The 20,880-nt window shown below is 62.5% G+C and carries 21 protein-coding genes and 3 tRNA genes; 8 read left to right on the top strand and 16 right to left on the bottom strand.

Annotated features, from left to right (window positions below; translation table 11 throughout):
- Window positions 1–175 precede the first annotated feature (175 nt).
- The gene (locus ACVOLV_RS18090) at window positions 176–1,297 is read right to left on the bottom strand and encodes an inorganic phosphate transporter (protein ID WP_481555570.1); all 1,122 of its coding nucleotides are present in this window, start codon (window positions 1,295–1,297) and stop codon (window positions 176–178) included.
- A 12-nt stretch (window positions 1,298–1,309) separates the two neighbouring features.
- Window positions 1,310–1,936 carry a DUF47 domain-containing protein gene (locus ACVOLV_RS18095; protein ID WP_057628278.1) on the bottom strand — a complete coding sequence of 209 codons (627 nt, stop codon included), beginning with the start codon at window positions 1,934–1,936 and terminating at the stop codon, window positions 1,310–1,312.
- A 276-nt stretch (window positions 1,937–2,212) separates the two neighbouring features.
- Between ACVOLV_RS18095 and ACVOLV_RS18100 the strand changes: the two genes are divergently transcribed.
- Window positions 2,213–3,556: a hemolysin family protein gene (locus tag ACVOLV_RS18100; RefSeq protein WP_481555571.1), complete on the top strand. Its 1,344-nt coding sequence runs from the start codon at window positions 2,213–2,215 to the stop codon at window positions 3,554–3,556.
- Complete coding sequence (locus tag ACVOLV_RS18105) at window positions 3,540–4,214, top strand: exopolysaccharide biosynthesis protein (protein ID WP_481555572.1); 675 nt, start codon at window positions 3,540–3,542, stop codon at window positions 4,212–4,214. Before ACVOLV_RS18100 ends, ACVOLV_RS18105 begins: the two co-directional genes overlap by 17 nt.
- 113 nt (window positions 4,215–4,327) lie before the next feature.
- Here ACVOLV_RS18105 and ACVOLV_RS18110 read toward each other — a convergent pair whose 3' ends face one another.
- The 3 genes from ACVOLV_RS18110 to ACVOLV_RS18120 form a co-directional block, all read right to left on the bottom strand.
- Window positions 4,328–5,323, bottom strand: a complete 996-nt coding sequence (locus tag ACVOLV_RS18110; protein ID WP_481555573.1) for an LLM class flavin-dependent oxidoreductase — start codon at window positions 5,321–5,323, stop codon at window positions 4,328–4,330.
- A 128-nt stretch (window positions 5,324–5,451) separates the two neighbouring features.
- Window positions 5,452–6,207 (bottom strand): sulfurtransferase, encoded by a 756-nt coding sequence (locus tag ACVOLV_RS18115; protein WP_481555589.1) that lies wholly within the window; start codon window positions 6,205–6,207, stop codon window positions 5,452–5,454.
- 136 nt (window positions 6,208–6,343) lie between these two features.
- Window positions 6,344–6,709 (bottom strand): DUF6164 family protein, encoded by a 366-nt coding sequence (locus ACVOLV_RS18120; protein ID WP_481555574.1) that lies wholly within the window; start codon window positions 6,707–6,709, stop codon window positions 6,344–6,346.
- Window positions 6,710–6,770: 61 nt separating this feature from the next.
- Between ACVOLV_RS18120 and ACVOLV_RS18125 the strand changes: the two genes are divergently transcribed.
- A complete protein-coding gene (locus tag ACVOLV_RS18125; protein WP_481555575.1) occupies window positions 6,771–7,202 on the top strand; it encodes an FKBP-type peptidyl-prolyl cis-trans isomerase in 432 nt (143 codons plus the stop codon).
- Entirely contained in the window at window positions 7,186–8,415 is a 1,230-nt protein-coding gene (locus ACVOLV_RS18130) for a TIGR03862 family flavoprotein (protein WP_481555576.1), read from the top strand. The genes ACVOLV_RS18125 and ACVOLV_RS18130 overlap by 17 nt, the downstream gene beginning before the upstream one ends.
- Window positions 8,416–8,589: 174 nt before the next feature.
- On the opposite strand, the gene ACVOLV_RS18135 is transcribed toward ACVOLV_RS18130, so the two are convergent.
- From ACVOLV_RS18135 to ACVOLV_RS18160, 6 genes are all read right to left on the bottom strand, one after another.
- A complete protein-coding gene (locus tag ACVOLV_RS18135; protein WP_481555577.1) occupies window positions 8,590–10,212 on the bottom strand; it encodes an FMN-binding glutamate synthase family protein in 1,623 nt (540 codons plus the stop codon).
- Window positions 10,213–10,243: 31 nt separating this feature from the next.
- On the bottom strand, window positions 10,244–11,533 hold the full coding sequence (locus tag ACVOLV_RS18140) for a nucleotide sugar dehydrogenase (RefSeq protein WP_481555578.1): 1,290 nt from the start codon (window positions 11,531–11,533) through the stop codon (window positions 10,244–10,246).
- 108 nt (window positions 11,534–11,641) lie between these two features.
- The gene (locus ACVOLV_RS18145) at window positions 11,642–11,929 is read right to left on the bottom strand and encodes a hypothetical protein (protein WP_481555579.1); all 288 of its coding nucleotides are present in this window, start codon (window positions 11,927–11,929) and stop codon (window positions 11,642–11,644) included.
- Window positions 11,930–12,069: 140 nt separating this feature from the next.
- Window positions 12,070–12,855: a hypothetical protein gene (locus ACVOLV_RS18150; RefSeq protein ID WP_481555580.1), complete on the bottom strand. Its 786-nt coding sequence runs from the start codon at window positions 12,853–12,855 to the stop codon at window positions 12,070–12,072.
- Between the two features lie 84 nt (window positions 12,856–12,939).
- Complete coding sequence (locus ACVOLV_RS18155) at window positions 12,940–13,518, bottom strand: hypothetical protein (protein WP_481555581.1); 579 nt, start codon at window positions 13,516–13,518, stop codon at window positions 12,940–12,942.
- Window positions 13,519–13,647: 129 nt separating this feature from the next.
- On the bottom strand, window positions 13,648–13,965 hold the full coding sequence (locus tag ACVOLV_RS18160; protein WP_481555582.1) for a hypothetical protein: 318 nt from the start codon (window positions 13,963–13,965) through the stop codon (window positions 13,648–13,650).
- Between the two features lie 245 nt (window positions 13,966–14,210).
- Here ACVOLV_RS18160 and ACVOLV_RS18165 point away from each other — a divergent pair, with 245 nt between their 5' ends.
- Window positions 14,211–15,140: a tyrosine-type recombinase/integrase gene (locus tag ACVOLV_RS18165; RefSeq protein ID WP_481555583.1), complete on the top strand. Its 930-nt coding sequence runs from the start codon at window positions 14,211–14,213 to the stop codon at window positions 15,138–15,140.
- A 70-nt stretch (window positions 15,141–15,210) separates the two neighbouring features.
- Here the strand turns inward: ACVOLV_RS18165 and ACVOLV_RS18170 are convergent.
- From ACVOLV_RS18170 to ACVOLV_RS18180, 3 genes are all read right to left on the bottom strand, one after another.
- Window positions 15,211–15,297 (bottom strand) — tRNA-Leu (locus ACVOLV_RS18170).
- Window positions 15,298–15,378: 81 nt separating this feature from the next.
- On the bottom strand, window positions 15,379–16,794 hold the full coding sequence (hemN, locus tag ACVOLV_RS18175; protein ID WP_481555584.1) for an oxygen-independent coproporphyrinogen III oxidase: 1,416 nt from the start codon (window positions 16,792–16,794) through the stop codon (window positions 15,379–15,381).
- Between the two features lie 86 nt (window positions 16,795–16,880).
- Complete coding sequence (locus tag ACVOLV_RS18180; RefSeq protein WP_481555585.1) at window positions 16,881–17,264, bottom strand: group III truncated hemoglobin; 384 nt, start codon at window positions 17,262–17,264, stop codon at window positions 16,881–16,883.
- A gap of 181 nt (window positions 17,265–17,445) precedes the next feature.
- Here ACVOLV_RS18180 and ACVOLV_RS18185 point away from each other — a divergent pair, with 181 nt between their 5' ends.
- The 3 genes from ACVOLV_RS18185 (at window position 17,446) to ACVOLV_RS18195 (ending at window position 20,353) form a co-directional block, all read left to right on the top strand.
- Window positions 17,446–17,733, top strand: a complete 288-nt coding sequence (locus ACVOLV_RS18185; RefSeq protein WP_481555586.1) for a hypothetical protein — start codon at window positions 17,446–17,448, stop codon at window positions 17,731–17,733.
- Window positions 17,730–18,809, top strand: a complete 1,080-nt coding sequence (locus ACVOLV_RS18190) for a 4Fe-4S dicluster domain-containing protein (RefSeq protein ID WP_481555587.1) — start codon at window positions 17,730–17,732, stop codon at window positions 18,807–18,809. Before ACVOLV_RS18185 ends, ACVOLV_RS18190 begins: the two co-directional genes overlap by 4 nt.
- A gap of 344 nt (window positions 18,810–19,153) precedes the next feature.
- Window positions 19,154–20,353, top strand: a complete 1,200-nt coding sequence (locus tag ACVOLV_RS18195; protein WP_481555588.1) for a leucine-rich repeat-containing protein kinase family protein — start codon at window positions 19,154–19,156, stop codon at window positions 20,351–20,353.
- Between the two features lie 136 nt (window positions 20,354–20,489).
- On the opposite strand, the gene ACVOLV_RS18200 is transcribed toward ACVOLV_RS18195, so the two are convergent.
- Both ACVOLV_RS18200 and ACVOLV_RS18205 read right to left on the bottom strand, forming a co-directional pair.
- A tRNA-Cys gene (locus tag ACVOLV_RS18200) sits at window positions 20,490–20,563 on the bottom strand.
- A 72-nt stretch (window positions 20,564–20,635) separates the two neighbouring features.
- Window positions 20,636–20,711: transfer RNA gene (locus ACVOLV_RS18205), tRNA-Gly, on the bottom strand.
- Between the last annotated feature and the right edge of the window lie 169 nt (window positions 20,712–20,880).

The following is a 20,880-nucleotide window of genomic DNA, read 5'->3' on the forward strand; positions in this document are numbered from 1 at the left end:
CGTATGCGGCGAAGCTCGCACAGCATCCGTTCGCAAAAAAACTGGTGGTTTGCCAGGGGTGCCTGCTTCGGGGATTACGCCACTCCCACAAACAGCACAACAACACCCCGCTCTACCCAACAAAAAACCCGCCATCACTGGCGGGTTTTTGTTTGCAGACTGCGAGCCGACTGACTCAGTTCCAACCCACCATTTCGAACAGACGCAGGATCAGGTAAGCACAGCCACCTGCCGCCGGGATCGTCAGGATCCAGGCCCACAGGATGCGCTCGATCACACCCAGACGCAGCGAACGCGGGTTCTTGGCAAAGCCAACGCCCATGATCGCGGTGGAGATGCTGTGGGTGGTCGAGACCGGCATGCCGAAGTGCGCAGCCAGGGTCAGGATGGTGGCCGAGCTGGTCTCCGCGGCAAAGCCGTGGATCGGGTGCAGCTTGACCATCTTGTGACCCAGGGTCTTGATGATCTTCCAGCCGCCCGAAGCGGTACCGGCCGCCATCACCACCGCACAGGTCAACACGATCCACATGGCGATGCCGTTGCCAGCGTTCGCATCCGGATGCATGAAGGCCAGCCACGACGGCAGGTCGTTCAGTGCACCGGTTGCCTCGGCGCCGACCAGGGTCATGGCGATGATGCCCATGGTCTTCTGCGCATCGTTATGGCCGTGGGCAAAGCCCATGTACGCCGCCGATACGATCTGCGCCTTGCCAAAGAAGGCATTGACCCAACGCGGACGGGCCAGACGACCGAGCACGCCGCCAACGCGGGCCATGCCGGCAATGATCGCCCACAACAGGCACATCACCACGATACCGAGCAGGAAGCCGGCGATCGGCGAGGTGATCATCGGCACGAACACCTTCCACAACAGGCCCTTGTTCTGCGCCCAGTTGCCGACGTTCTGCGACCAGATCAGCGCATCCCAGTTGTTATGCGCAGCAGCCAGACCGGCGCCACACAGGCCACCAATAAGTGCGTGCGAAGACGAAGACGGCAGGCCTTTCCACCAGGTGATCAGGTTCCAGACGATGCCACCCAGCAGCGCGCACAGGATCACCTGCGGGGTCACATCGACCACATCGGTGTTGAGCAGGCCATTGGCGATGGTCAGCGCGACGGCGGTACCGGTGAGCGCGCCGATCAGGTTCATGAAAGCGGCCAACATCACCGCCCAACCGGGCGACAGGACCTTGGTTGCCACCACGGTGGCGATTGAATTGGCGGTGTCGTGGAAGCCGTTGATGAACTCGAAGACGAGCGCGGCCAGAATCACCACCAGGACGAGGGTGAGCATAGAGCGTCCCCGTCAGCTGTTCTTGAGCACGATCTGGTAAGCCACCACGCCGGCTTCGCGGCAACGGTCGATGGCCTTTTCCAGGATCTCGAAGAATTCCTTGAGCAGGAACATCTGCAGGTTGTCCAGGCGACCGGAGTAGATGTCGCGGTACAGCTCCAGCATCAGACGATCGGCTTCGTTCTCCAGCGAACGCAGCTTCTCATTGAGCGCGGTCATGCGATCCAGGTTCATGTGGCGCAGGTCGTTGACCATCTCCACCACCACGCCGGCGGCCTGCTCCAGCATCGCTGCGCGCGGGGCGAAGTCGATCTGGTCCAGATGCTGCACGGCCAGCGAGTAGCGGTCAGCAAACTTCTCGATCTGCTTGGGAATCTTGTACAGCGCCGAACCCAGCGCCTCGATGTCCTCGCGCTCGATCGGGGTCATGAAACTGTCAACCAAGGCCTGGCTGATCTTGTCCGAGGCGGCGCGTTCGCGCAGACGGGCGAGCTTGAATGCATCCAGCGCCGGCTGACGATCGGCCTCGCGCATCATGCTGTGCAGTGCCTTGGCACCGTCATAGGCGGCCTGCGCGGCCTCGTCGAGGTAGGTATAGAACTGCTTGCCGGAGCCAAAGATGGTCTGCAACGAAAACATGGGGAGCCTATTCGCCGTCGCGGGAGGGACGGCACCAAGGGCGAATTATGACGGCTAGATGGCATTCAGGGTATTCCTGACGTCTTTTTTACATCTGAAATGTGAACAGCCGGCCGTACCAGAGCCCCGGGGGTTTGCTAATATCGCCCGGCGCCCTCGCGGCGCACCCTATGGACGACGACCCTTATCCCCCGCCACAGCGCCGGATCCCGCCCCTGAGCGGCCGCCGCCACTGCACACACCCGCCCTCCCTGTCACCAACCCGGGGAGAGACCCGTGTTTGAATTTTTCATCGTACTGGCCCTGATTCTGCTCAACGGCTTCTTTGCCATGTCCGAAATGTCGGTCATGACCTCGCGCAAGAGCCGCCTGAAGCAGCTGGCCGGCTCGAGCAAGCGCGCCGCACGCGCCCTGGCCCTGTCCGAAAAGCCCGAGAACTTCCTGTCCACGGTGCAGATCGGCATCACCCTGATCGGCATCCTGACCGGTGTTTACGGCGGCGACGCCATCGGTGGCGCCATTGCCCAGCAGCTGCAGGCCCTGTTCCCGGCGCTGTCGGCGAACTTCTCGCTGTTTGGCGCCACCCAGCCCTGGTCCGAATTCCTCGGCAAGACCCTGGCCGTCGCGTTGATCACCTATCTGACGTTGATCTTCGGCGAACTGGTGCCAAAGCGAGTTGCATTGACCCGTTCCGAAGACATCGCCGGCATTGTCGCGGTGCCAATGAGCTGGCTGGCGCGCATCGCCGCCCCCGGCGTCTGGCTGCTGTCGCACTCCACCCGACTGGTGCTGCGCCTGCTTGGCCTGGGCAACACCGAGTCGGCCTCGGTCAGTGAAGAAGAGATCCGCATGCTGGTGGCCGAAAGCCACGAGCAGGGCGTGATCGACAGCCACGAGCGCGACATGATGAACCGCGTCATGCGCCTGGGCGACCGCACCGCCGACAGCCTGATGACACCGCGCAACCGCATCGCCTGGCTGGACACCAACGCCGACCCGGAAAAGAACCTGCACGCCATGCGTGACCATTCGTTCTCGCGCTACCCGGTGTATCGCGGCAACGACCAGGACATCGCCGGCATTCTCGAGGTCAAGAGCCTGGTGACCCGCCTCAGCGGCGGCAGCCACAACCTGTTCGAGAACCTGCGCGAGACCCTGTACGTCTCCGAATCCACCCACGCGATGAAGCTGCTGGAGATCTTCCGCGAAGAACATCAGTCGATGGCGCTGGTGGTAGACGAGTACGGCGAGATCCAGGGCCTGGTGACGATCTCCGACCTGATGGGCGCTGTGGTCGGCCGCCTGCAGGCCACCGAGAACACCGATGACGATGCACTGGTGGTCACCCGCGAAGACGGCTCCTTGCTGGTTGATGGCTCGCTGCCGGTGGATGACCTGCAGGAACTGATGAACGGTGCTGAGCTGCCGGACGCCGAGGAAGGCGATTACTACACGCTGGCCGGCATGTGCATGCACTATTTCGGCCGTATTCCGCATGCCGGCGAGTACTTCGACTGGGCCGGCTGGCGCATCGAAATCGTCGACCTGGACGGTGCCCGTATCGACAAGCTGCTGCTGAGCCGGTTGCCGGAAGAAGACGCTGATGACACCACCGGTTGACCCGGACGGCAGCGCGCCGGACGCCACCAGGACAGCGAGCGGCGGCTACCGGAATGAAGGCATTCGCACCTTGCTGGCGATGTTCGAACACGGCAATCCGGATGAACACCTGCCCTTGGGCAAGGTCCTGCAAGGCCTGGAACAGAGCGCCTTCGGCGTATTTCTGTTCATCGCCATCCTGCCGGCCTTCATCCCGATCCCGGGCATCGGCGGCGCGGTCAGCAGCCCCTTGGTGTTCCTGATCGGCAGCCAGCTGCTGTTCGGCATGTCGCGCCCCTGGCTGCCGGGCTTCATTGCCCGCCGCGGACCCAAGCGCAGCACCGTGCACAAGTTCCTCAGCAAGATCAGCCGGCCCTTGCAGCGCCTGGACCGGATGCTGAAGCCACGACTGGCGGTGCTGATCGTGCCACTGCCGGCACGCATGCTCACCGGCGTGCTGTTGTTGCTGGTCGGCCTGCTGTTGTCGCTGCCGATTCCGTTCACCAATTATCTGTTCGGCTTCCAGCTGCTGCTGTTCGCACTGGCGCTGATCGAACGCGATGGCGCGTTGATGCTGTTCAACTGGCTGGCAGCGATTGCCGCCGGCCTGTTCTTCGGATTGGGGTCAGGCCAGCTGATAAGCGAGAGCATCGCACTGTTCGAGCGCCTGACCAGCTGACCCCCCCGGTCCACGGCGGTGCCGAGCCATGCTCGGCAGAGGCTTTACCAGCGAAAAATCACCCCTCCCCAGCCCTCCCCTTGGCTACCGCCAAAGGGAGGGAGCAGAACGGCTTACGCCGCTGCCACGCGCTGCCAGGCCTGCATCGCCAGGTCGAACGAACGCAGCCGCGCTGCAGGGTCGTAGATATTGGCAGCCAGCATCATTTCATCAGGACGATGGCGCTCGACAAAAGCCATCAGCCCTTCAGCTACCTGCGCCGCATCGCCAACGATGCTGCAGGCCAAGGCGCGCTCGACACCGGCCTTCTCATGCGGCGCCCAGAACGCCTCGATGTCATCCACCGGCGCCGGGATACGCCCCGGCGTGCCACGTCGCAGATTGACGAACGCCTGCTGCTGGCTGGTGAACAAGCGCTTCGATTCGGCCTCCGAATCACTGGCAACCACATTCAATGCCAGAATCGCGTAAGGCGCCTGCAGGTGCTCGGAAGGACGGAAGTCGCGGCGATACAGCGCCAGCGCCTCATCCATGGAGTCCGGGGCGAAGTGCGAAGCAAACGCAAACGGCAGGCCCATCGCTGCCGACAGCCGCGCACTGAACAGGCTCGACCCCAGCAACCAGACCGGCACCGGGATGCCGCCACCGGGCACCGCCTGTACCGTCTGCCCGGGCTGTACCGGCGCGAAGTAATGCAGCAGCTCGGTAACGTCCTGCGGGAACTGGTCTGCGCTGTCGAAATAGCGGCGCAAGGCGCGCGCGGTAGGCTGATCAGTGCCGGGTGCGCGGCCAAGGCCCAGATCGATGCGGTCCGGATACAACGAGGCCAGCGTGCCGAACTGCTCGGCCACCTGCAGCGGCGAATGGTTGGGCAGCATCACTCCACCCGAGCCCACGCGGATACGCGAGGTACCACCAGCCACATGCCCGATCAGCACCGAGGTCGCGGCGCTGGCAATGCCGGGCATGTTGTGGTGCTCGGCCAGCCAATAGCGGTGATAGCCCCAGCGGTCGGCGTGCTGGGCCAGTTCCAGCATATTGGCGAAGGCCTGCTGCGGGCTGGAGCCCTCACAGACCGGGGCCAGGTCAAGAATGGAAAGTGGGATCATTCGGCGGTCTCCATGGACGATGCAAAGGACATGGGGTTTGTCCTTGCATTCTCCATGCAGTCACCGCGACTTCCACCGGGACACTGTTTCCCACGCCCTGCCCGTGCAGGCTTGAAACCGGTACGTTCTCAGGCCTGGACTTCGTCCTGCCGGTCCACCAGCGGCTGCAGCTGTGCATCCAGCGCCACGCGCTCATCAAACACGAAGCAGCGGCCGTCATAGCCTTCGCCGCCAACTTCCTCGAAGTAGCCAAGGATGCCGCCTTCCAGCTGCAGCACGTTGTGCATGCCATCGTTCTGCATCCACAGCGCAGCCTTTTCACAACGGATGCCGCCGGTGCAGAAGCTGACCACGGTGGCATCGGCCAGTGATTCGCGGTGCGGCTCCAGCGCGGCTGGCAGATCAGTGAACTTGGCGATCGGCAGGGTCAGCGCCCCTTCGAAGGTGCCGTGTGCGAATTCCTGCCAGTTGCGCGTATCCAGCATCACCACCCGCTTGCCGTCGTCATCGTGGCCTTGCCGCAGCCAGCGCTGCACCGTGGCCGGGGCTACGCTGGGGGCGCGCGGGTAATCCAACGGCTGGCCGTCGTCACGGCGGAAGCTGATGATTTCCGGCTTGAACTTGGCCTTCAGCTTCGCGAACGGCTGCATCTGGCTGTGGCTGTACTTGATGCGCATGTCGGCGAAGCGCGCATCGGTCTTGAGCTGGCTGTAGAAGCCATCGATGCCTTCGCTGCTGCCGGCAAGGAACAGGTTGATGCCCTCCTCCGCGATCAGGATGGTGCCGCGCAGCTCCAGCGCCTTTGCGCGTTCATGCAAGGTGGCGGTCAAGGCTTCGGCATCAGCCAGCGGAACGAAAAGATAGGCAGCGGTATTGACGATCATGCGCATAGTTTAAACGACCGGCCCGACGGCCGTTGTAGGAGCGGCGTGAGCCGCGAAGCTGGCAGCGCTTGAAAGGCCCAAAACCAACCCCTCCCCAACCCTCCCCCTACGGAGCAAGGGCGGGCGCTGAGCGCCCTTACCCCCGCAGCAGGAAATACGGCAGCAACACCAAGGCCGACACAACCACCATGCCCAGCAGCACCGCCACCACGAACAATGGCCGGCTGCGCAACATCGAACCGAACGTCTCCGCGCTGCCATCACGCAGCGCCGCCTCCCGCTCTTCACGCACCCGTTGCCCGCGTTCAGCCTGATAGCGCGCCATCAACTCTTTCGCACGCGGCAGATCATCGTTCTCGCGCAGCCAGATGCCGCCATTGGAAATGCCCCAGGGGCTGGGCTCGGTGCGGTACCAGGCGATGCCGTTGCGGTCGAGCAGTTCGGCGACCTCGGCACTTTCGTCGTCACCGACATTACGTAGATTGAGTAGCAGTTTGGCCATGCCGCCATGATACCCGGCGGCGATGCGCTACCCTGCACGCCCCTTTCCAACGGAGCGTGCCATGCGCCGTCTGTTCATCCCGCTGCTGCTGTCGCTGTTGGCCGCCGGCTGCACCCCGCCGGGCCCACCGCCGGGCGGCACGATCGCCAAATTCGAGCAGATCGACACCGTGCCCGGTACCGGCGCTGAAGCAGTCGCAGGCAGCAAGGTCAGCGTGCATTACACCGGCTGGATCTACGACGAGCGCAAGCCTGACAAGCACGGCGAGAAGTTCGACAGCTCCGTCGATCGCGGCGAGTCGTTCAGCTTCAACCTTGGCGACAAGCAGGTCATCCGCGGCTGGGACGAGGGCGTGGTCGGCATGAAGGTCGGCGGCAAGCGCACCCTGATGATTCCGGCTGAGTACGGCTATGGCAACCGCGGCGTTGGCCCGATCCCGGCCGGCTCCTCATTGGTCTTCGATGTAGAACTGCTTGATGTCAAACCTCGCTGATAAAACCGTTGCCGTGATCGGCGGCGGCCCGGCCGGCCTGTTTGCCGCCGAGCGCCTGCGCGCGGCAGGCGTGGCGGTCAACCTGTACGAAGCCAAGGGCTCGCCCGGGCGCAAATTCCTGATCGCCGGCAAGGGTGGGCTCAACCTCACCCATTCCGACCCGCGCCCGCTGTTTGACAGCCGCTACCGCGAACGCCAGGCCGAAGTCGCAACCTGGCTGGACGGCTTCGATGCCGATGCCCTGCGCCGCTGGGCGCAGGGTTTTGGCGTGGAAACCTATGTTGGCAGTTCCGGCCGCGTGTTCCCGGTGGACCGCAAGGCAGCACCGCTGCTGCGCGGCTGGGTGCGCCGATTGAAGGAACAAGGCGTGCGCTTCCACGTGCAGCATCGCTGGCTGGGCTGGAACCCGGACGGCAGCCTGCGTGTGGCTACCGCCGACGGCGAGATCAGCATCAAGGCCGATGCCACCGTGCTGGCACTGGGTGGCGGCAGCTGGCCGGAACTGGGCTCCGACGGCAGCTGGATGCCGGTCTTGCAGGAGCGCGGCGTGGATACGGCACCCCTGCAATCAGCGAATTGTGGCTTCGACATCGATTGGACCACGCACTTCCGCGACCGTCATGCCGGCGCGCCGATCAAACCCGTGATCGCGCATTGGACTGACCTGCAGGGACACGCACAGTCGCTGCAAGGCGAATGCGTGGTCAGCGAATACGGCATTGAAGGCAGCCTGATCTATGCACTGGCCGCCGACCTGCGCGAAACCCTCAATCGCAATGGCGCGGTGACGCTGGAGTTGGATCTGGTGCCCGGCCGCGATGAAGCACGCCTGCTCGCCGATCTGGGCCGCTCACGCAAGGGCCGCAGCTTCGGTGAGCACCTGCGTCGCGCCACGGGCGTGGATGCAGCCAAGGCCGGGCTGCTGTTTGAAGTACTGGGCAAGGATGCTGGCAATGATCTGGAAGCCGTCGCCCGCACCCTCAAGCGCCTGCCCTTGCAGTTGCTGCGCCCCCGACCGATGGCCGAAACCATCAGTACCGCTGGTGGCGTGCGCCTGGAAGCGATGGATGACGGACTGATGCTCACCGCCCAGCCAGGCGTGTTCTGCGCTGGCGAAATGTTGGATTGGGAAGCCCCCACCGGCGGCTATCTATTGACCGCCTGCTACGCCAGCGGACAACGTGCCGCAGAAGGTGTGATCCGCTGGCTGTAGTGCCGACCCATGGTCGGCAGAGGCTTCACCGACAACGCCGCCCGTTGTGGGAACGGTGTAAACCGCGAAACCAAAGATCAATCCGATTGCAGAAAAACCCGCAGCTTCATTGCTGCAGGCTTCGTGGCTTACGCCACTCCCACAAGTCCCACAAAGTCACAAAATGCGGGCCGCTCAGCACATCTTGCTTGTACGCAGCGCTGCCACTCGCGACGGCGGGGTAAACGAATCACTGCGCGCCTCGGCCCAGTACTCGCGGAAGACCGTGTGCTCGGGCACCTGCTTCAGCAACTCGCCCGGTGCCAGGTAGCGGTACAAACTGGCCAGCGAACGAATTTCCACCGGCGATACGCGGCGCAGGATGTGCTCCGGCCCCAGCTCGGAAGGATCGTGCAAACCCGCAGCACCCAGCAGGTCGCGCAGCGCGCGCAAGGTGTTCTGGTGGTAATTGAACACGCGCTGGCCCTTGTCCTCCGGCTCCAGATGGCGCCAGCGGCTCGGGTCCTGGGTAGCGATGCCGGTCGGGCATTTGTCGTTATGACAGCTGAGCGACTGGATGCAGCCCAGCGCGAACATGTAGCCGCGCCCGGCATTGCACCAATCCGCGCCCAAGGCGATGGTGCGGGCAATATCGAACGCAGTGGTCACCTTGCCGGCCGCACCCAGGCGAATGCGGTCGCGCAGGCCAAGCCCAACCAGGGTGTTGTGCACCAGGATCAGCGCTTCATTCATCGGCACGCCAACGTGATCGATGAACTCGGCCGGTGCGGCGCCAGTGCCGCCCTCAGCACCGTCGACCACGATGTAGTCTGGCAGTACCCCGGTTTCCTGCATCGCCTTGGCGATGCCGAACCATTCCCAAGGGTGGCCGATTGCCAGCTTGAAACCAACCGGCTTGCCACCGGACAGCTCACGCAATCGCTCAACGAACTGCAGCAGTTCAATCGGCGTGGAGAACGCCGAATGCTTGGATGGCGACACGCAGTCGACGCCCATCGGCACGCCGCGGGTCGCGGAGATCTCGGCGCTTACCTTCGCTGCCGGCAACACACCGCCGTGGCCAGGCTTTGCACCCTGCGACAGCTTGATCTCGATCATCTTGACCTGATCGGAGCTCGCATTTTCGACAAACCGCTCCTCGCTGAAACGTCCGTTCTCATCGCGGCAGCCGAAGTAACCCGAACCGATTTCCCAGACCAGATCACCACCGTTTTCACGGTGATACGGCGAGATCGAACCTTCACCGGTGTCATGGCAGAAACCACCCAGCTTCGCGCCTTTGTTCAGCGCGCGGATCGCATTGGCCGACAAGGAACCAAAGCTCATCGCCGAGATATTGAACACACTGGCCGAGTACGGCTTGGCGCGATCAGGCCCGATCACCACGCGGAAATCATGGTGGGCAATGCTGGTCGGTGCCAGGGAATGGTTGATCCATTCGTAGTCCACCGCATACGCACTGCGCAGCGTGCCGAACGGCACCACATCCATTTCATTGCGCGAACGCTGGTAGATCAACTGGCGCTGCTGGCGCGAGAACGGCACGTCCTCCAGGTCGCTCTGCACGAAGTACTGGCGGATCTCCGGGCCGATGGACTCAAAGCCGTAACGGAAGTGCGCCAGCACCGGGTAATTGCGCCGCAACACGCTGCGACGCTGCAGTACATCCCAGGTCCCGAGCAAGGCCATCAGTCCGAACAGGCCAACGCCCCAGTACCAAGCGGGCCAGTGGCTAGCCAGCGCCAGTGATATTGGCAGCAGGATCAGTGCCAGCACATAAACCAGATAACGATGCATTACCGTCCTCGAACAACACGGATGGCGGATTCTACAACCGGTCGTCCACTACTTGCCTCGGCCAGGCCGATTTCACGTCGTAGACCACCATGTCCGGCACACCCAGGGCACGGATCCGGGCCTCGTCGAAGGCACGGAACTGCTGATGTGCCACGGCCAGCACCACTGCGTCGTAGGCACCTTGCTGCGGTGCCTTCACAAGCTCTACCCCGCCCATATCGTGCGCATTGCGCGGATCGGCCCAGGGATCGAAGGCATCCACCTGCGCGCCGGCAGCGGCGAGCATCTGCACCAGATCCAGACCACGGCTGTTGCGCAGGTCCGGGCAATCCTCCTTGAAGGTCACGCCCAGCACCAGCACCCGTGCGTTCTGCAGCGGCTTGTTCCGGCCTTCCAGCAGGCCACGCACGCGGGTGACCACATGCGCCACGACTCGGTTATTGACCTGTCGCGCGGTGTGGATCAGGTCCGGGTGATAACCCACGCTCTCGGACTTGTGCAGCAGATAATACGGATCAACACCGATGCAGTGCCCACCCACCATGCCGGGCCGGAATGGCAGGAAATTCCACTTGGTGCCTGCCGCTTCCAGTACGTCCAAGGTATCGATGCCGAGCTTGTCGAAGATCAGCGCCAACTCGTTGACCAAGGCGATGTTCACATCACGCTGGATGTTCTCCACCACCTTGGCCGCCTCGGCAACGCGTAGCGATGATGCCGGCCAGGTGCCGGCGGTGATGATGCGCCGATACAAGGCATCCACCACGGCCGCTGCCTCGGGCGTGGAGCCGGAGGTGATCTTCTTGATATCCGGAAGACGCCGCTGTCGGTCGCCCGGATTGATCCGCTCCGGGCTGTAACCACAATAGAAATCCTGGTTGAAACGCAGCCCGGAGCCCTCCTCCAGCAACGGCACGCAGACTTCCTCAGTCGTACCCGGATACACGGTGGATTCGTAGATCACCAGATCGCCACGCTTGAGCACCGCAGCGATCAGCGCACTGGCACTGCGCAGCGGCGCGAGATCCGGCTGTTCGTACGCGTCGATCGGCGTCGGCACGGTGACGATGAAGACATTGCGCGCCGCCAAATCAGCCTTGTTCGCTGTGTATCGCGCCAGGGCGCCAGCGGCGAGCTCGGCGTCATCCAGTTCCAAGGTGTGGTCGTGTCCGCCCTGCAGCTCGGCAACACGGGCTGTATCGATGTCGTACCCAAGGGTATCGAGCGTCTTACCGAACTCAACTGCCAATGGCAGGCCGACATAGCCCAGCCCGATGATGGCAATCTGCGGCGCTGCCGCGGCGGTGATCTCGGCGCTCATGCCATCCCCTGAGGTTGCGAACTGGTGCCCGGAGCCGGAATCGAACCGGCATGGCCTCGCGGCCGGCGGATTTTAAGTCCGGACAAGAATGTAGACGCACCAAGGGTTTCAGGCTGTTTTCTGTTCCGCAAAGCGCACCAAACTGGCCTTTCGAAAGCCTTGCAGGACAAGGCCGTGTGATCGGATTGCGGAAAGGATATCAGGCGGCAAACCCAATCGTCTCCCAAGCGCATCCCAGCAATGCCGAGCCAAGCTCGGCAGTCCCGGCCGGAACAGATCGAGATATAGTTTGCGGTCCGAATTGTCGTTCGGCCGTAGCGGTCCGGCATCGACCTGCATAGTCTCGTGCAGGACCTCGCCTCCCGATGAGGCATAGAGCCTGTTCAAGATCGTCATGGCTATCTCTTGCAAAAAAAACCGGCACTAGGCCGGATTGTCTTTGGGTGGGAGCTAAAGGGCTCGATAGCCAACGAACGCGTCCGTAGGAGCATGAATTGCACTGCTCATGAATCTACGGCACCGCCACGACCACCAGACTACCTAAACGACTGCGATGCCCTACAGTCCATCGCGAACCGCGCCCCCTTCTCTGTACCTGACCGTACTTCTGTATCGCCGCCGAGCAGCAGCTCGATTCTCTTCCTAGCCGTCAGGCCCGCAGAGCTTGATTTCATCATTTCTGCCGTGACCATTGGACTGCCTTCTGGCAGACCTAGCGAAGGAAGATCCATGACACGCAGCGTCCCCATTGCATCGAACTGTGCACAGTACCCAACAAGGTAGGCTGCACCTTCATCCGCCCAGACTTCCTTCTTCATGCCTAGCATCGAACCGAGCAGGTGAAAGCTCTCATGCGCCGTGGTGGCAACAATATTGGCGCCGGAGAAGGTTGAATCGTCAGACCATGGAAAGTGGAATTCAGCTACCACCTGACGGGATAGCCCCCATCTCACATACCCTTTCTCTACAAGAACTCCAGCGGGAGCCACATGGATTATTGCCGTGTACGCCAACGGGCGCGCGGGAAGGCCTGCAACCACATACAAAATTGCTTCGAGAACATCTGCGCAAAGAGAGTCACCGTCGGCTATCAGGAAGTCTCCCCCTTGAACATCGACTTCAACTTTGACGCCTCCCCTTCCGCACGTGTGTTTGGTTCTCACCACTAAACCCGAAGCCGGGCCGCCCGGAAGGATCGAGAAGGTTTCCACCCGATGCAACGGACCGAGCCTGAAAACTAAGGAAGCGTATGCCCCCCTCGCAGACACGTTCTCCGCCCCCGGCGACCGCAATCCATGGGTGCAGCCGGACACCAAAGCCATCGCAACGACAGCTCCAATCAACACGCAAAGCCACCCAATGGATCGGGTGGCTTTGCACACACTGCGATTTTCTGATCGATGCAATTATCTATCCGCGCAAAGGAGCGGTGAGTTGACTTTTGTTTGGCATGCCGAGAACCGAGATGTGAACGATGCTGTCGCCACTCCTTGGTACTTTGAAGTGCCCGATATCACATTATCACCGGCAGGTGCAGAAGCGTTGAATCGCGCCAGCGTGTACCTCATCTCATCCGCCGTCCCACCCTTTTCCACCGCCCAGCTATTTACTGCGTCTGGGTCAGACAATTTCAGAGCCCCACCCACCTTAGTCCATGGAAACTGCTGTGCGGCAATTGTCACGTTCGTGGTGGTGTCCACCAAAGTCATAGTCACCAAACCCGACGAGGGAAAGCCGATGCTTGATCCACTAACGTCGATCTCGAAGAGAGCTGCGTCTGGAAGATTGGCAGCCAATGCCAACATCATCCCTTGGTAGATGCTCTTCTTTTCGCCTCCACCCCACGTTCCGCCAACCTTCCCGCCAACGCTGCACTTACGCGATGTGTCGCAGGTTCCCTCGATGCTCCAACTTCCGGTTGTTGCGCACCCAGTAAACCCAGAGCACATCAGCGCAACTACACAGCCCGCAATCATTGCTTTCATGGCTTTTCCATAAGGCGCACCCCCATTGGGCGCTTGGTCATCGTATGAGCCAGCGAAATGTGAAATTGACCTTAGCCGTCACGCTTTTCTTTCGGATGAATCTCAAAATGGTCGCGCGACCTGCAAGCCTTAGCCAGTCCCTGGCCACTCCCTATTCATTGCGTCATCCAAGATGTCGCTATTGAGGATTAGCTCCGGTACCGCCGTAGAACCATCCGGCAACAGCGGCCGCCGCATCACTTCCAGCGTCGCGCTGAACAGCCAGTAGTTCCCGCTAACAAGCGTTGGCCCCTCGTAGATGTCAACGAATCGGGCCTTGTGATAGTCCATGCCCAGCGGGGTGCGGAGCTTGCACAAGAACCAGGCCGAGCCATCACGCAGGTCTTCCTGAAACCACTTCTCGAACAATGCCCCGACTTGACCACGCAGCTGCCAGCGCACAGCCACCTGGGTTGACCACCAACCGAATCAACAGCGCCCGCGCGGCGCTGGAAGGAGAAGCCCATGAGCACGGCTGAGAGGTTACTGACGCTGTCCCAGGCTGCGGAGAGCTCGGGAGTGTCGACCAAGACGCTCAGACGGGCCATTGATGCCGGCGAGCTGGACGCGTCCCGTCTCGGGACCAGCGCGAAATCCGATCGTATTCACCCCATCGACCTGAAAATCGGGCGGGCAAAAAGGAAGCTAAGTACATGCCAGTCACCAAGCGTGCCAACGGCCACTATCAAGTCACCGTCTGCTACGGCGGACGAACGGATCGCAAAATTTCTCGGCACTGGAGCCACGCGGACGCGAAAGCCTACGAGCGAAAGTGGCTCGCCTCCGTCAAAGACGTTGCGGCTGGTCGTGAGCCGGAGCGCCTGATCGCCGAGGCGCTGGAAAAGTGGCTGCTAGACCACGTGCCGCGCCTGCGGTCAGCGACAAAGACCAAGGCGCACTGCCGGGCGCTGCTTCCCTACGTTGCAGGCAGGAAGCTATCCGAGGTTTCGCAAGTGTGGGCGGAGATCAAGGCTGCCGACATGGAGAAGGCGCCGGCAACGGTGAACCACAAGGCCCGAATCCTGCGCCAGATCACGCGTATGGCTTGGCGCGAATGGGGTTGGTTGGAGCGCCCGGCCGCAATCACCCTGCTGCCAGAAAAGGCGCGAGAGACATTCCTGACTGCTGCTCAGGTGGAAGCGCTGGCGCAGGCCTGCCCCAACCCACTGGCCGTCGACTACGTGCGCCTGGCTGCGTACACCGGCATTCGGCGTGGCCACCTGCTCCGCCTCACCAAGCATGAAGTGCAGAAGGGCTTTATCCGGCTCGATCGCAGCAGCAAGACATCCACCCTTCAGATGGTGCCGCTGCATCCTAAGGTGCTGGAGATCGCAAAGAGGCTGCCGCTGCCGATCACCGAGGATGGCGTGCGTAGTTCATGGGAGGCTGCGCGCGCGGCGCTCGGGATGGAGTCGGTGCGCTGGCGCGATCTTCGTCATTCGTGCACGTCGTGGTTGGTGCAGGCCGGCGTTCCGTCGCACACTGTCGCCGAGATCCTGGGCCACACGTCCACTGCAATGACTCGGCGCTATGCGCACCTTGCGCCCGAACACCTGGCTGATGCGATGGGGAAATTGGAGTGAACTGCACAAAAACTGCACAGCACGTTTTGCGGTAGTTGCAGCACAACTGGCCGAAACCCTTGTGCTGCAATGGTGCCCGGAGCCGGAATCGAACCGGCATGGCCTCGCGGCCGGCGGATTTTAAGTCCGATGCGTCTACCAGTTTCGCCATCCGGGCATCGCAATAGCGTGCCTGATTGAAGCCCAATTGTGAATCACGAAGATTGGCTATGGTGCCGACCCCTGTCGGCAACAGCGATCAGCCGATGGCCCGCGAGTAGCGTGCAGGCTGCTGTGCGGCCTTCAGGTAACGGTCGAAGCACATCGCGATCAGGCGCAGCAAGGGCCGCCCCTGCTCGGTGGCGGCGACCACACCGTCGCTGTAGCTGACCAAGCCATCATCCTGCAGGTGCTGCAGGGCAATCAGCTCCTCGGCGAAGTAGATATCGAAATCCACATCATGCTGGCGCGCCAGCGCGCGGCCATCGACGCTGCCATGGCACATCAGCTGCTGGATCAGTTCTGCCCGCAGCAGGTCGTCGCCATCCAGTTCCAGCCCGCGCCAGACCGGCAAACCGCCCTCGGCGATCCTGGCCTCCCACTCCTTGAGATCGCGCGGATTCTGGCTGTAACTGTTGTCGATGTGGCTGATCGCACTGACGCCCAACCCCAGCAGGTCACTGTCGGCATGGGTGGTATAGCCCATGAAATTGCGATGCAGGCTGCCGGCGCGCGGCGCGCGCGACAGGTCTTCTTCCGGCAAGGCGAAATGATCCATGCCGATGTACTGATAACCGGCAGCCGACAACCGCTCGACAGCCAGCCCCAACAGCGCCAGCTTCTGCTCGGGATCTGGCAGATCGCGGTCCTGGATCTGCCGCTGCGCCTTGAACATATGCGGCAGGTGCGCGTAGCCATAAATCGCCAGGCGATCCGGACGCGCACTGATCACCGTGTCCAGGGTTCTGCCAAAACCAGCAAGCGTCTGCAGCGGCAGGCCGTAGATCAGGTCCACGTTGACCGAGCGCATGCCGTTGTCGCGGCAGGCCTGGATGATGGCCATCGTCTCGCCCACGTCCTGCACGCGATTGATCGCCTGCTGCACCTTCGAGTCGAAGTCCTGGATGCCGAGGCTCGCCCGATTGAAGCCCAACTCCGCCAGCACGGCGATGTCGTCCACGCTGACCGAGCGCGGGTCCAGCTCGATCGAAAAATCGCGCGCACTGCTCTGGCTGAAATTGAACAGCTTCTGCAGCCCGGCAAGCAGTCGACGCAGCTGCGCGGGCTCGAGGAAATTCGGCGTACCGCCACCCAGATGCAACTGCACCACTTCACGTTCGCGCGCGAACAGTGGTGCCAGCCAATCCGCTTCCACCAGCAACTGGTCGACGTAATGCTCACCCTTGCTGCGATCCCGGCTGATGACGCGGTTGCAGCCGCAGTAGAAACACGGGCTGCTGCAATACGGCACATGCACATACAGCGACATCGGCCGCCCGACCGCGTTGCTGCGCGCTACCGCCGCACAGAACTGGGCCTGCCCGTAACCGTCGTGGAAATGTGGCGCGGTCGGATAGGACGTGTAACGCGGGCCGGGACGATCATGCCGGCGCAGCAGGTCCGCATCGAAAGTCCAGCCCAGGGCGTTTGAGGTCGTCAGCAGCGGCGTGTTCATGCGCGCAGCTTGCCTGCGCACCCGGCTGTTCGCCTTGAGTTAGATCAATTGGGCCTATTCATGAATGGAGCCGGCTAGCGAACCATTCAGAGTATCGGGAACGATGGTGTGTGGTAACGACGCCAGATGGAGGCGGCAACCCGTCCCGCCGCCTCATCGGCCAAGGCCTGCATCGCGGGGTTCCCCAGCTCGGCGGTGGTCTGTGTGAACAGCGCCAACCAGCGTTCGAACATCGGCCATTCCAGCCCGGGGATGGCCAGATGCTTGGGCATCGGTGTGCCACTGAAACGCGAGGTGCCGCGCAGCAAGGCCGACCAGAAATCCACCAACTGCTGCAGGTGCGCCTCCCAATCATGTACCCGTGCCTCGAATATCGGCCCCAACACCGCGTCCTCGCGCACCCGCGCGTAGAAGCGCCGCACCAGTTGCTCAACCTCTTCCTCGCTGCATACATCCGGCCCAGCCCGCACAACACACCTCCCGTCAGCTAACCAGAACCTACTACGCCCGGCCATGGCCTGCTTGATCAGGATCAAAGACGGCCGCCTGCACAGCCCCTAGCCTCGCACACTGGGTCATCAGCTACTGCCAGAACGCAGCACTGCGGGCCTCGATTCTATTCCTTCGCAACGAGGTCCCCGGGAATCCTCAATGACCGTTCCAGCCGACTCCAGCAGCAGCCGCTCGCTACCGATGATCCAACGCCTGGGCGCCGTGGTGTGGCCCAGTTTCTTTGCCGCGGCAGTGATGTCGGCGCTCTTTTTCGCGTTCATCGACCCGCTGGAGCTGCAGCAGATCAGCTTCCCTCAGCATGCCATCAGCCGTGAGCTGGGCTACTCGCTGGGCTTCTTCATGTTCTGGGCCGGCAGCTTGTGCGCCTGTGCGGTAACCGCCTTGCTGCTACGCCCTGCACGCGAGCAGGAGGAATCCTTCGAATGAGGCCCTTGCGCAGCATCGGTGAAGCCAGCGCAGGCACCACCCGCAAGCGCGATACCCTGCGCCAGCTCACCACCACGGCAATGCTGGTCGCGTTCTACGGCCTGCCGTGGCTGCATTGGGGTGACACGCCTTGGTTGCTGCTTGACATCGACGCCCGCCAGTTCCAGGTCGCCGGCATATCGATGCAACCGGAGCAGTCGCTGCCACTGTTATGGCTTGCCATCGCGGCACTGGCCCTGCTCTGCCTGGTCACCAGCCTGCATGGTCGCCTGTGGTGCACCTATGCCTGCCCGCAGACGGTGCTGACCCGCCTGTTCCGCAGGCTGACCCGCCTCACCGATTTCCGCGGCTCGGCAAAGCCGCTGGGAGCGCCGCTACGGCATGCGCTCTGGGCGCTGATCGCGCTGTGGACCGGCATCAGTTTTGTTGGCTACTTCAGCCCTATCGACAAGCTCGTGCACGGGGCACTCACGTTCTCGCTGAGCGGCTGGGAATGCTTCTGGATCAGCTTCTACGGCCTGGCGACCTGGGCAAACGTGGTCTACCTGCACGAACAGGTCTGCAGCTATCTCTGTCCCTATAGCCGCGTACAGGGCCTGATCGCCGATGCGCGCACGCCCTGCATCCAGTACAACGCGCCCCGCGGTGAGCCGCGCGGTCCCCGCGACCGCGACAATGCCAGCGTGCTGCATCGTTCGCGCGGATTGCTGGACGCAACCACGGCCGCCGATTACGTATTCCGCGCCGCCCACCCGGCGATCGCCGGTGCCATGCCCAACTTCAGCCCGGTCCATCTGGGTGACTGCATCGACTGTGGCGCCTGCGTAGCGGCCTGCCCGATCGGGCTGGATATCCGCAATGGCAGCTCGATCAGCTGTATTGCGTGCGGCAACTGCATGGACGCCTGCGACGATGCCATGGCCGCCAGCCACTACCCGCTGGACCTGATCCATCGCGCCCGCCCGGCCAGTGGTGGCGATGGCGCCCTATCTGGATTGCGCATCAAGCCGCTGGCGTTCGCAGGCATCACGCTGCTGTGCGTCGTGCTGGCAGCATTCACCGCTGCAAGCATTTAACAGGACGCGCGCTGTGGGAACTGTGGGAGCGGTGTAAGCCGCGAAGCTGACATTGTTTGAACCATGGTCATCCGTGCCATCTGATGGTCCAGGTGCTTCGCGGCTGACGCCGCTCCCACAAAAGACGCCGCACCCGGACGAAAGCCTGGCCTGCCTGTAGGAGCGGTGTCAGCCGCGAAGCTGACATTGCTTGAGCCATGGGCGTCCATGCCATCTGATGATCTACCGGCTTCGCGGCTTACGCCGCTCCTACAAAAGCCTGTGCTGATGACCTGCCGGCTTCGCGGCTGAGGCCGCTCCCACAACAGCCTTGTGTGCGGGCGGTGCCGGTACACTCGCACGGCATGCATACCCTTGAAGATCTCAAAAACGGCGCACTCAACGGCGCCCGGACTGTTCGCCTGGTCAATCTGGGCCTGACCGAATTCCCGCAGCCGCTGTTCGCCCTGGCCCAATCGCTGGAGGTGCTGGATCTGTCCGGCAACCAGCTCAGCGCGCTACCCGATGACCTGCACCGGCTGCACAAGCTGCGCATCCTGTTCTGCTCCAACAACCCATTCACGCAGTTGCCAGCTGCGCTTGGCGATTGCGGGCAGCTGGAGATGATTGGCTTCAAGGCCTGTGCGATTACGCAGGCGTCCGAGCGCAGCCTGCCAGCACGGCTGCGCTGGCTGATCCTCACCGACAACCAGCTTCGCGACCTGCCGCCAGCACTTGGCCAGCGGCCACGACTGCAGAAGCTGATGCTTTCCTGCAACCAACTCACAGCCCTGCCCGACCTGAGTGATTGCAAGGCACTGGAACTGCTGCGGATTGCCAGCAATCACTTCGAGGAAGTGCCAGCGACATTGTTCGCGCTGCCGAGCCTGGCGTGGCCGGCGCTGGCTGGCAATCCGCTGACAGCAGTTGCCGAACACACTGCGCTGGCGGATGCGCACCACCATGCCATCCGCTATGACGAGCTGGAGGTTGGCAACTTGCTCGGCGAAGGGGCCAGCGGCCACATCCATCGCGCAGTACTCAAGAACAGCGGCGAAGCGATTGCCATCAAAGTATTCAAGGCGGCGTTCACCAGCGATGGCACGCCGCAGTCGGAGCTCGCCGCAGGTCTGGCTGCAACCGGCCACCCGAACCTGCTTGCACCACTGGCGATGGTTGCAGGCCATCCGGAAGGCCGCTTGGCGGTGGCGATGCCCTTGCTCCCTCCGGTTTACGTCAACCTGGCCGGCCCGCCCAGCCTCGTCAGCTGCACACGCGATGTCTATGCAGCGGACACACGCTTTATGCCCGCCATCGCCGAACGCCTGCTTGACTGCATTCGCGCAGCGCTTACCCATCTGCATGCGCACGACGTGCTGCATGGCGATGTGTATGCCCACAACATCCTGTGGAATCCGGCCACTGGCGAGGCGGTACTGAGCGACTTCGGCGCAGCGCTGTTGAGCAGCTCGTTGCCACAAGCAGATCGCACGCGGCTGCAGGCAATCGAGTGGCGCGCCTTCGCTCACCTTGAGAATGAGATCCGCGCGCGGACCGACAACTGACAGCAGACCTTGCCTGCCACTTGCATGCCTCCCCGGCGCGTATGAACTCGCACACAAGCACTCGACATACGTGGGCCGATGAGAAATCGCAGAAAACAAAAAAGCCCTGATTTCTCAGGGCTTTCTGCTTACTACTTGGAGGCCTGGGTCGGAATCGAACCGGCGTACGCGGATTTGCAATCCGCTGCATAACCACTCTGCTACCAGGCCAAACTATTGCACCGCCGAAGCACTACACCGCCTCGACATGAAAAGACCCCGCTGTGGGGGCCCTTTCCGATTTGGAGCGGGAAACGAGACTCGAACTCGCGACCTCAACCTTGGCAAGGTTGCGCTCTACCAACTGAGCTATTCCCGCGGTGTGGGCGAATCATACAGACTTCGGCAGGGGCGCGCCAGCGCTTTTTAACAATTCCTTTCACATGGCTTGTTTTGCTGCCTGCAAGTGATCTGCGACACCTGTAGAGGCCAGGCCATGGTGCGGGTGTGCGGGGGGGGGGGGCCCCAGCCGGGCCAGGCGCCGGGCC

The organism is Stenotrophomonas sp. STEN023, from assembly GCF_056760135.1.

Bases quoted from the DNA above. Each gene is read 5' to 3' on its own strand.
- ACVOLV_RS18150 (WP_481555580.1), bottom strand. From the start codon at position 12,855: ATGGCTTTGGTGTCCGGCTGCACCCATGGATTGCGGTCGCCGGGGGCG.
- ACVOLV_RS18140 (WP_481555578.1), bottom strand. From the start codon at position 11,533: ATGAGCGCCGAGATCACCGCCGCGGCAGCGCCGCAGATTGCCATCATC.
- ACVOLV_RS18135 (WP_481555577.1), bottom strand. From the start codon at position 10,212: ATGCATCGTTATCTGGTTTATGTGCTGGCACTGATCCTGCTGCCAATA.
- ACVOLV_RS18090 (WP_481555570.1), bottom strand. From the start codon at position 1,297: ATGCTCACCCTCGTCCTGGTGGTGATTCTGGCCGCGCTCGTCTTCGAG.
- ACVOLV_RS18145 (WP_481555579.1), bottom strand. From the start codon at position 11,929: ATGACGATCTTGAACAGGCTCTATGCCTCATCGGGAGGCGAGGTCCTG.
- ACVOLV_RS18190 (WP_481555587.1), top strand. From the start codon at position 17,730: ATGAGGCCCTTGCGCAGCATCGGTGAAGCCAGCGCAGGCACCACCCGC.
- ACVOLV_RS18165 (WP_481555583.1), top strand. From the start codon at position 14,211: ATGCCAGTCACCAAGCGTGCCAACGGCCACTATCAAGTCACCGTCTGC.
- ACVOLV_RS18110 (WP_481555573.1), bottom strand. From the start codon at position 5,323: ATGATCCCACTTTCCATTCTTGACCTGGCCCCGGTCTGTGAGGGCTCC.
- ACVOLV_RS18120 (WP_481555574.1), bottom strand. From the start codon at position 6,709: ATGGCCAAACTGCTACTCAATCTACGTAATGTCGGTGACGACGAAAGT.
- ACVOLV_RS18195 (WP_481555588.1), top strand. From the start codon at position 19,154: ATGCATACCCTTGAAGATCTCAAAAACGGCGCACTCAACGGCGCCCGG.
- ACVOLV_RS18125 (WP_481555575.1), top strand. From the start codon at position 6,771: ATGCGCCGTCTGTTCATCCCGCTGCTGCTGTCGCTGTTGGCCGCCGGC.
- ACVOLV_RS18155 (WP_481555581.1), bottom strand. From the start codon at position 13,518: ATGAAAGCAATGATTGCGGGCTGTGTAGTTGCGCTGATGTGCTCTGGG.
- ACVOLV_RS18130 (WP_481555576.1), top strand. From the start codon at position 7,186: ATGTCAAACCTCGCTGATAAAACCGTTGCCGTGATCGGCGGCGGCCCG.
- ACVOLV_RS18095 (WP_057628278.1), bottom strand. From the start codon at position 1,936: ATGTTTTCGTTGCAGACCATCTTTGGCTCCGGCAAGCAGTTCTATACC.
- ACVOLV_RS18105 (WP_481555572.1), top strand. From the start codon at position 3,540: ATGACACCACCGGTTGACCCGGACGGCAGCGCGCCGGACGCCACCAGG.
- ACVOLV_RS18185 (WP_481555586.1), top strand. From the start codon at position 17,446: ATGACCGTTCCAGCCGACTCCAGCAGCAGCCGCTCGCTACCGATGATC.
- ACVOLV_RS18115 (WP_481555589.1), bottom strand. From the start codon at position 6,207: ATGATCGTCAATACCGCTGCCTATCTTTTCGTTCCGCTGGCTGATGCC.
- hemN (WP_481555584.1), bottom strand. From the start codon at position 16,794: ATGAACACGCCGCTGCTGACGACCTCAAACGCCCTGGGCTGGACTTTC.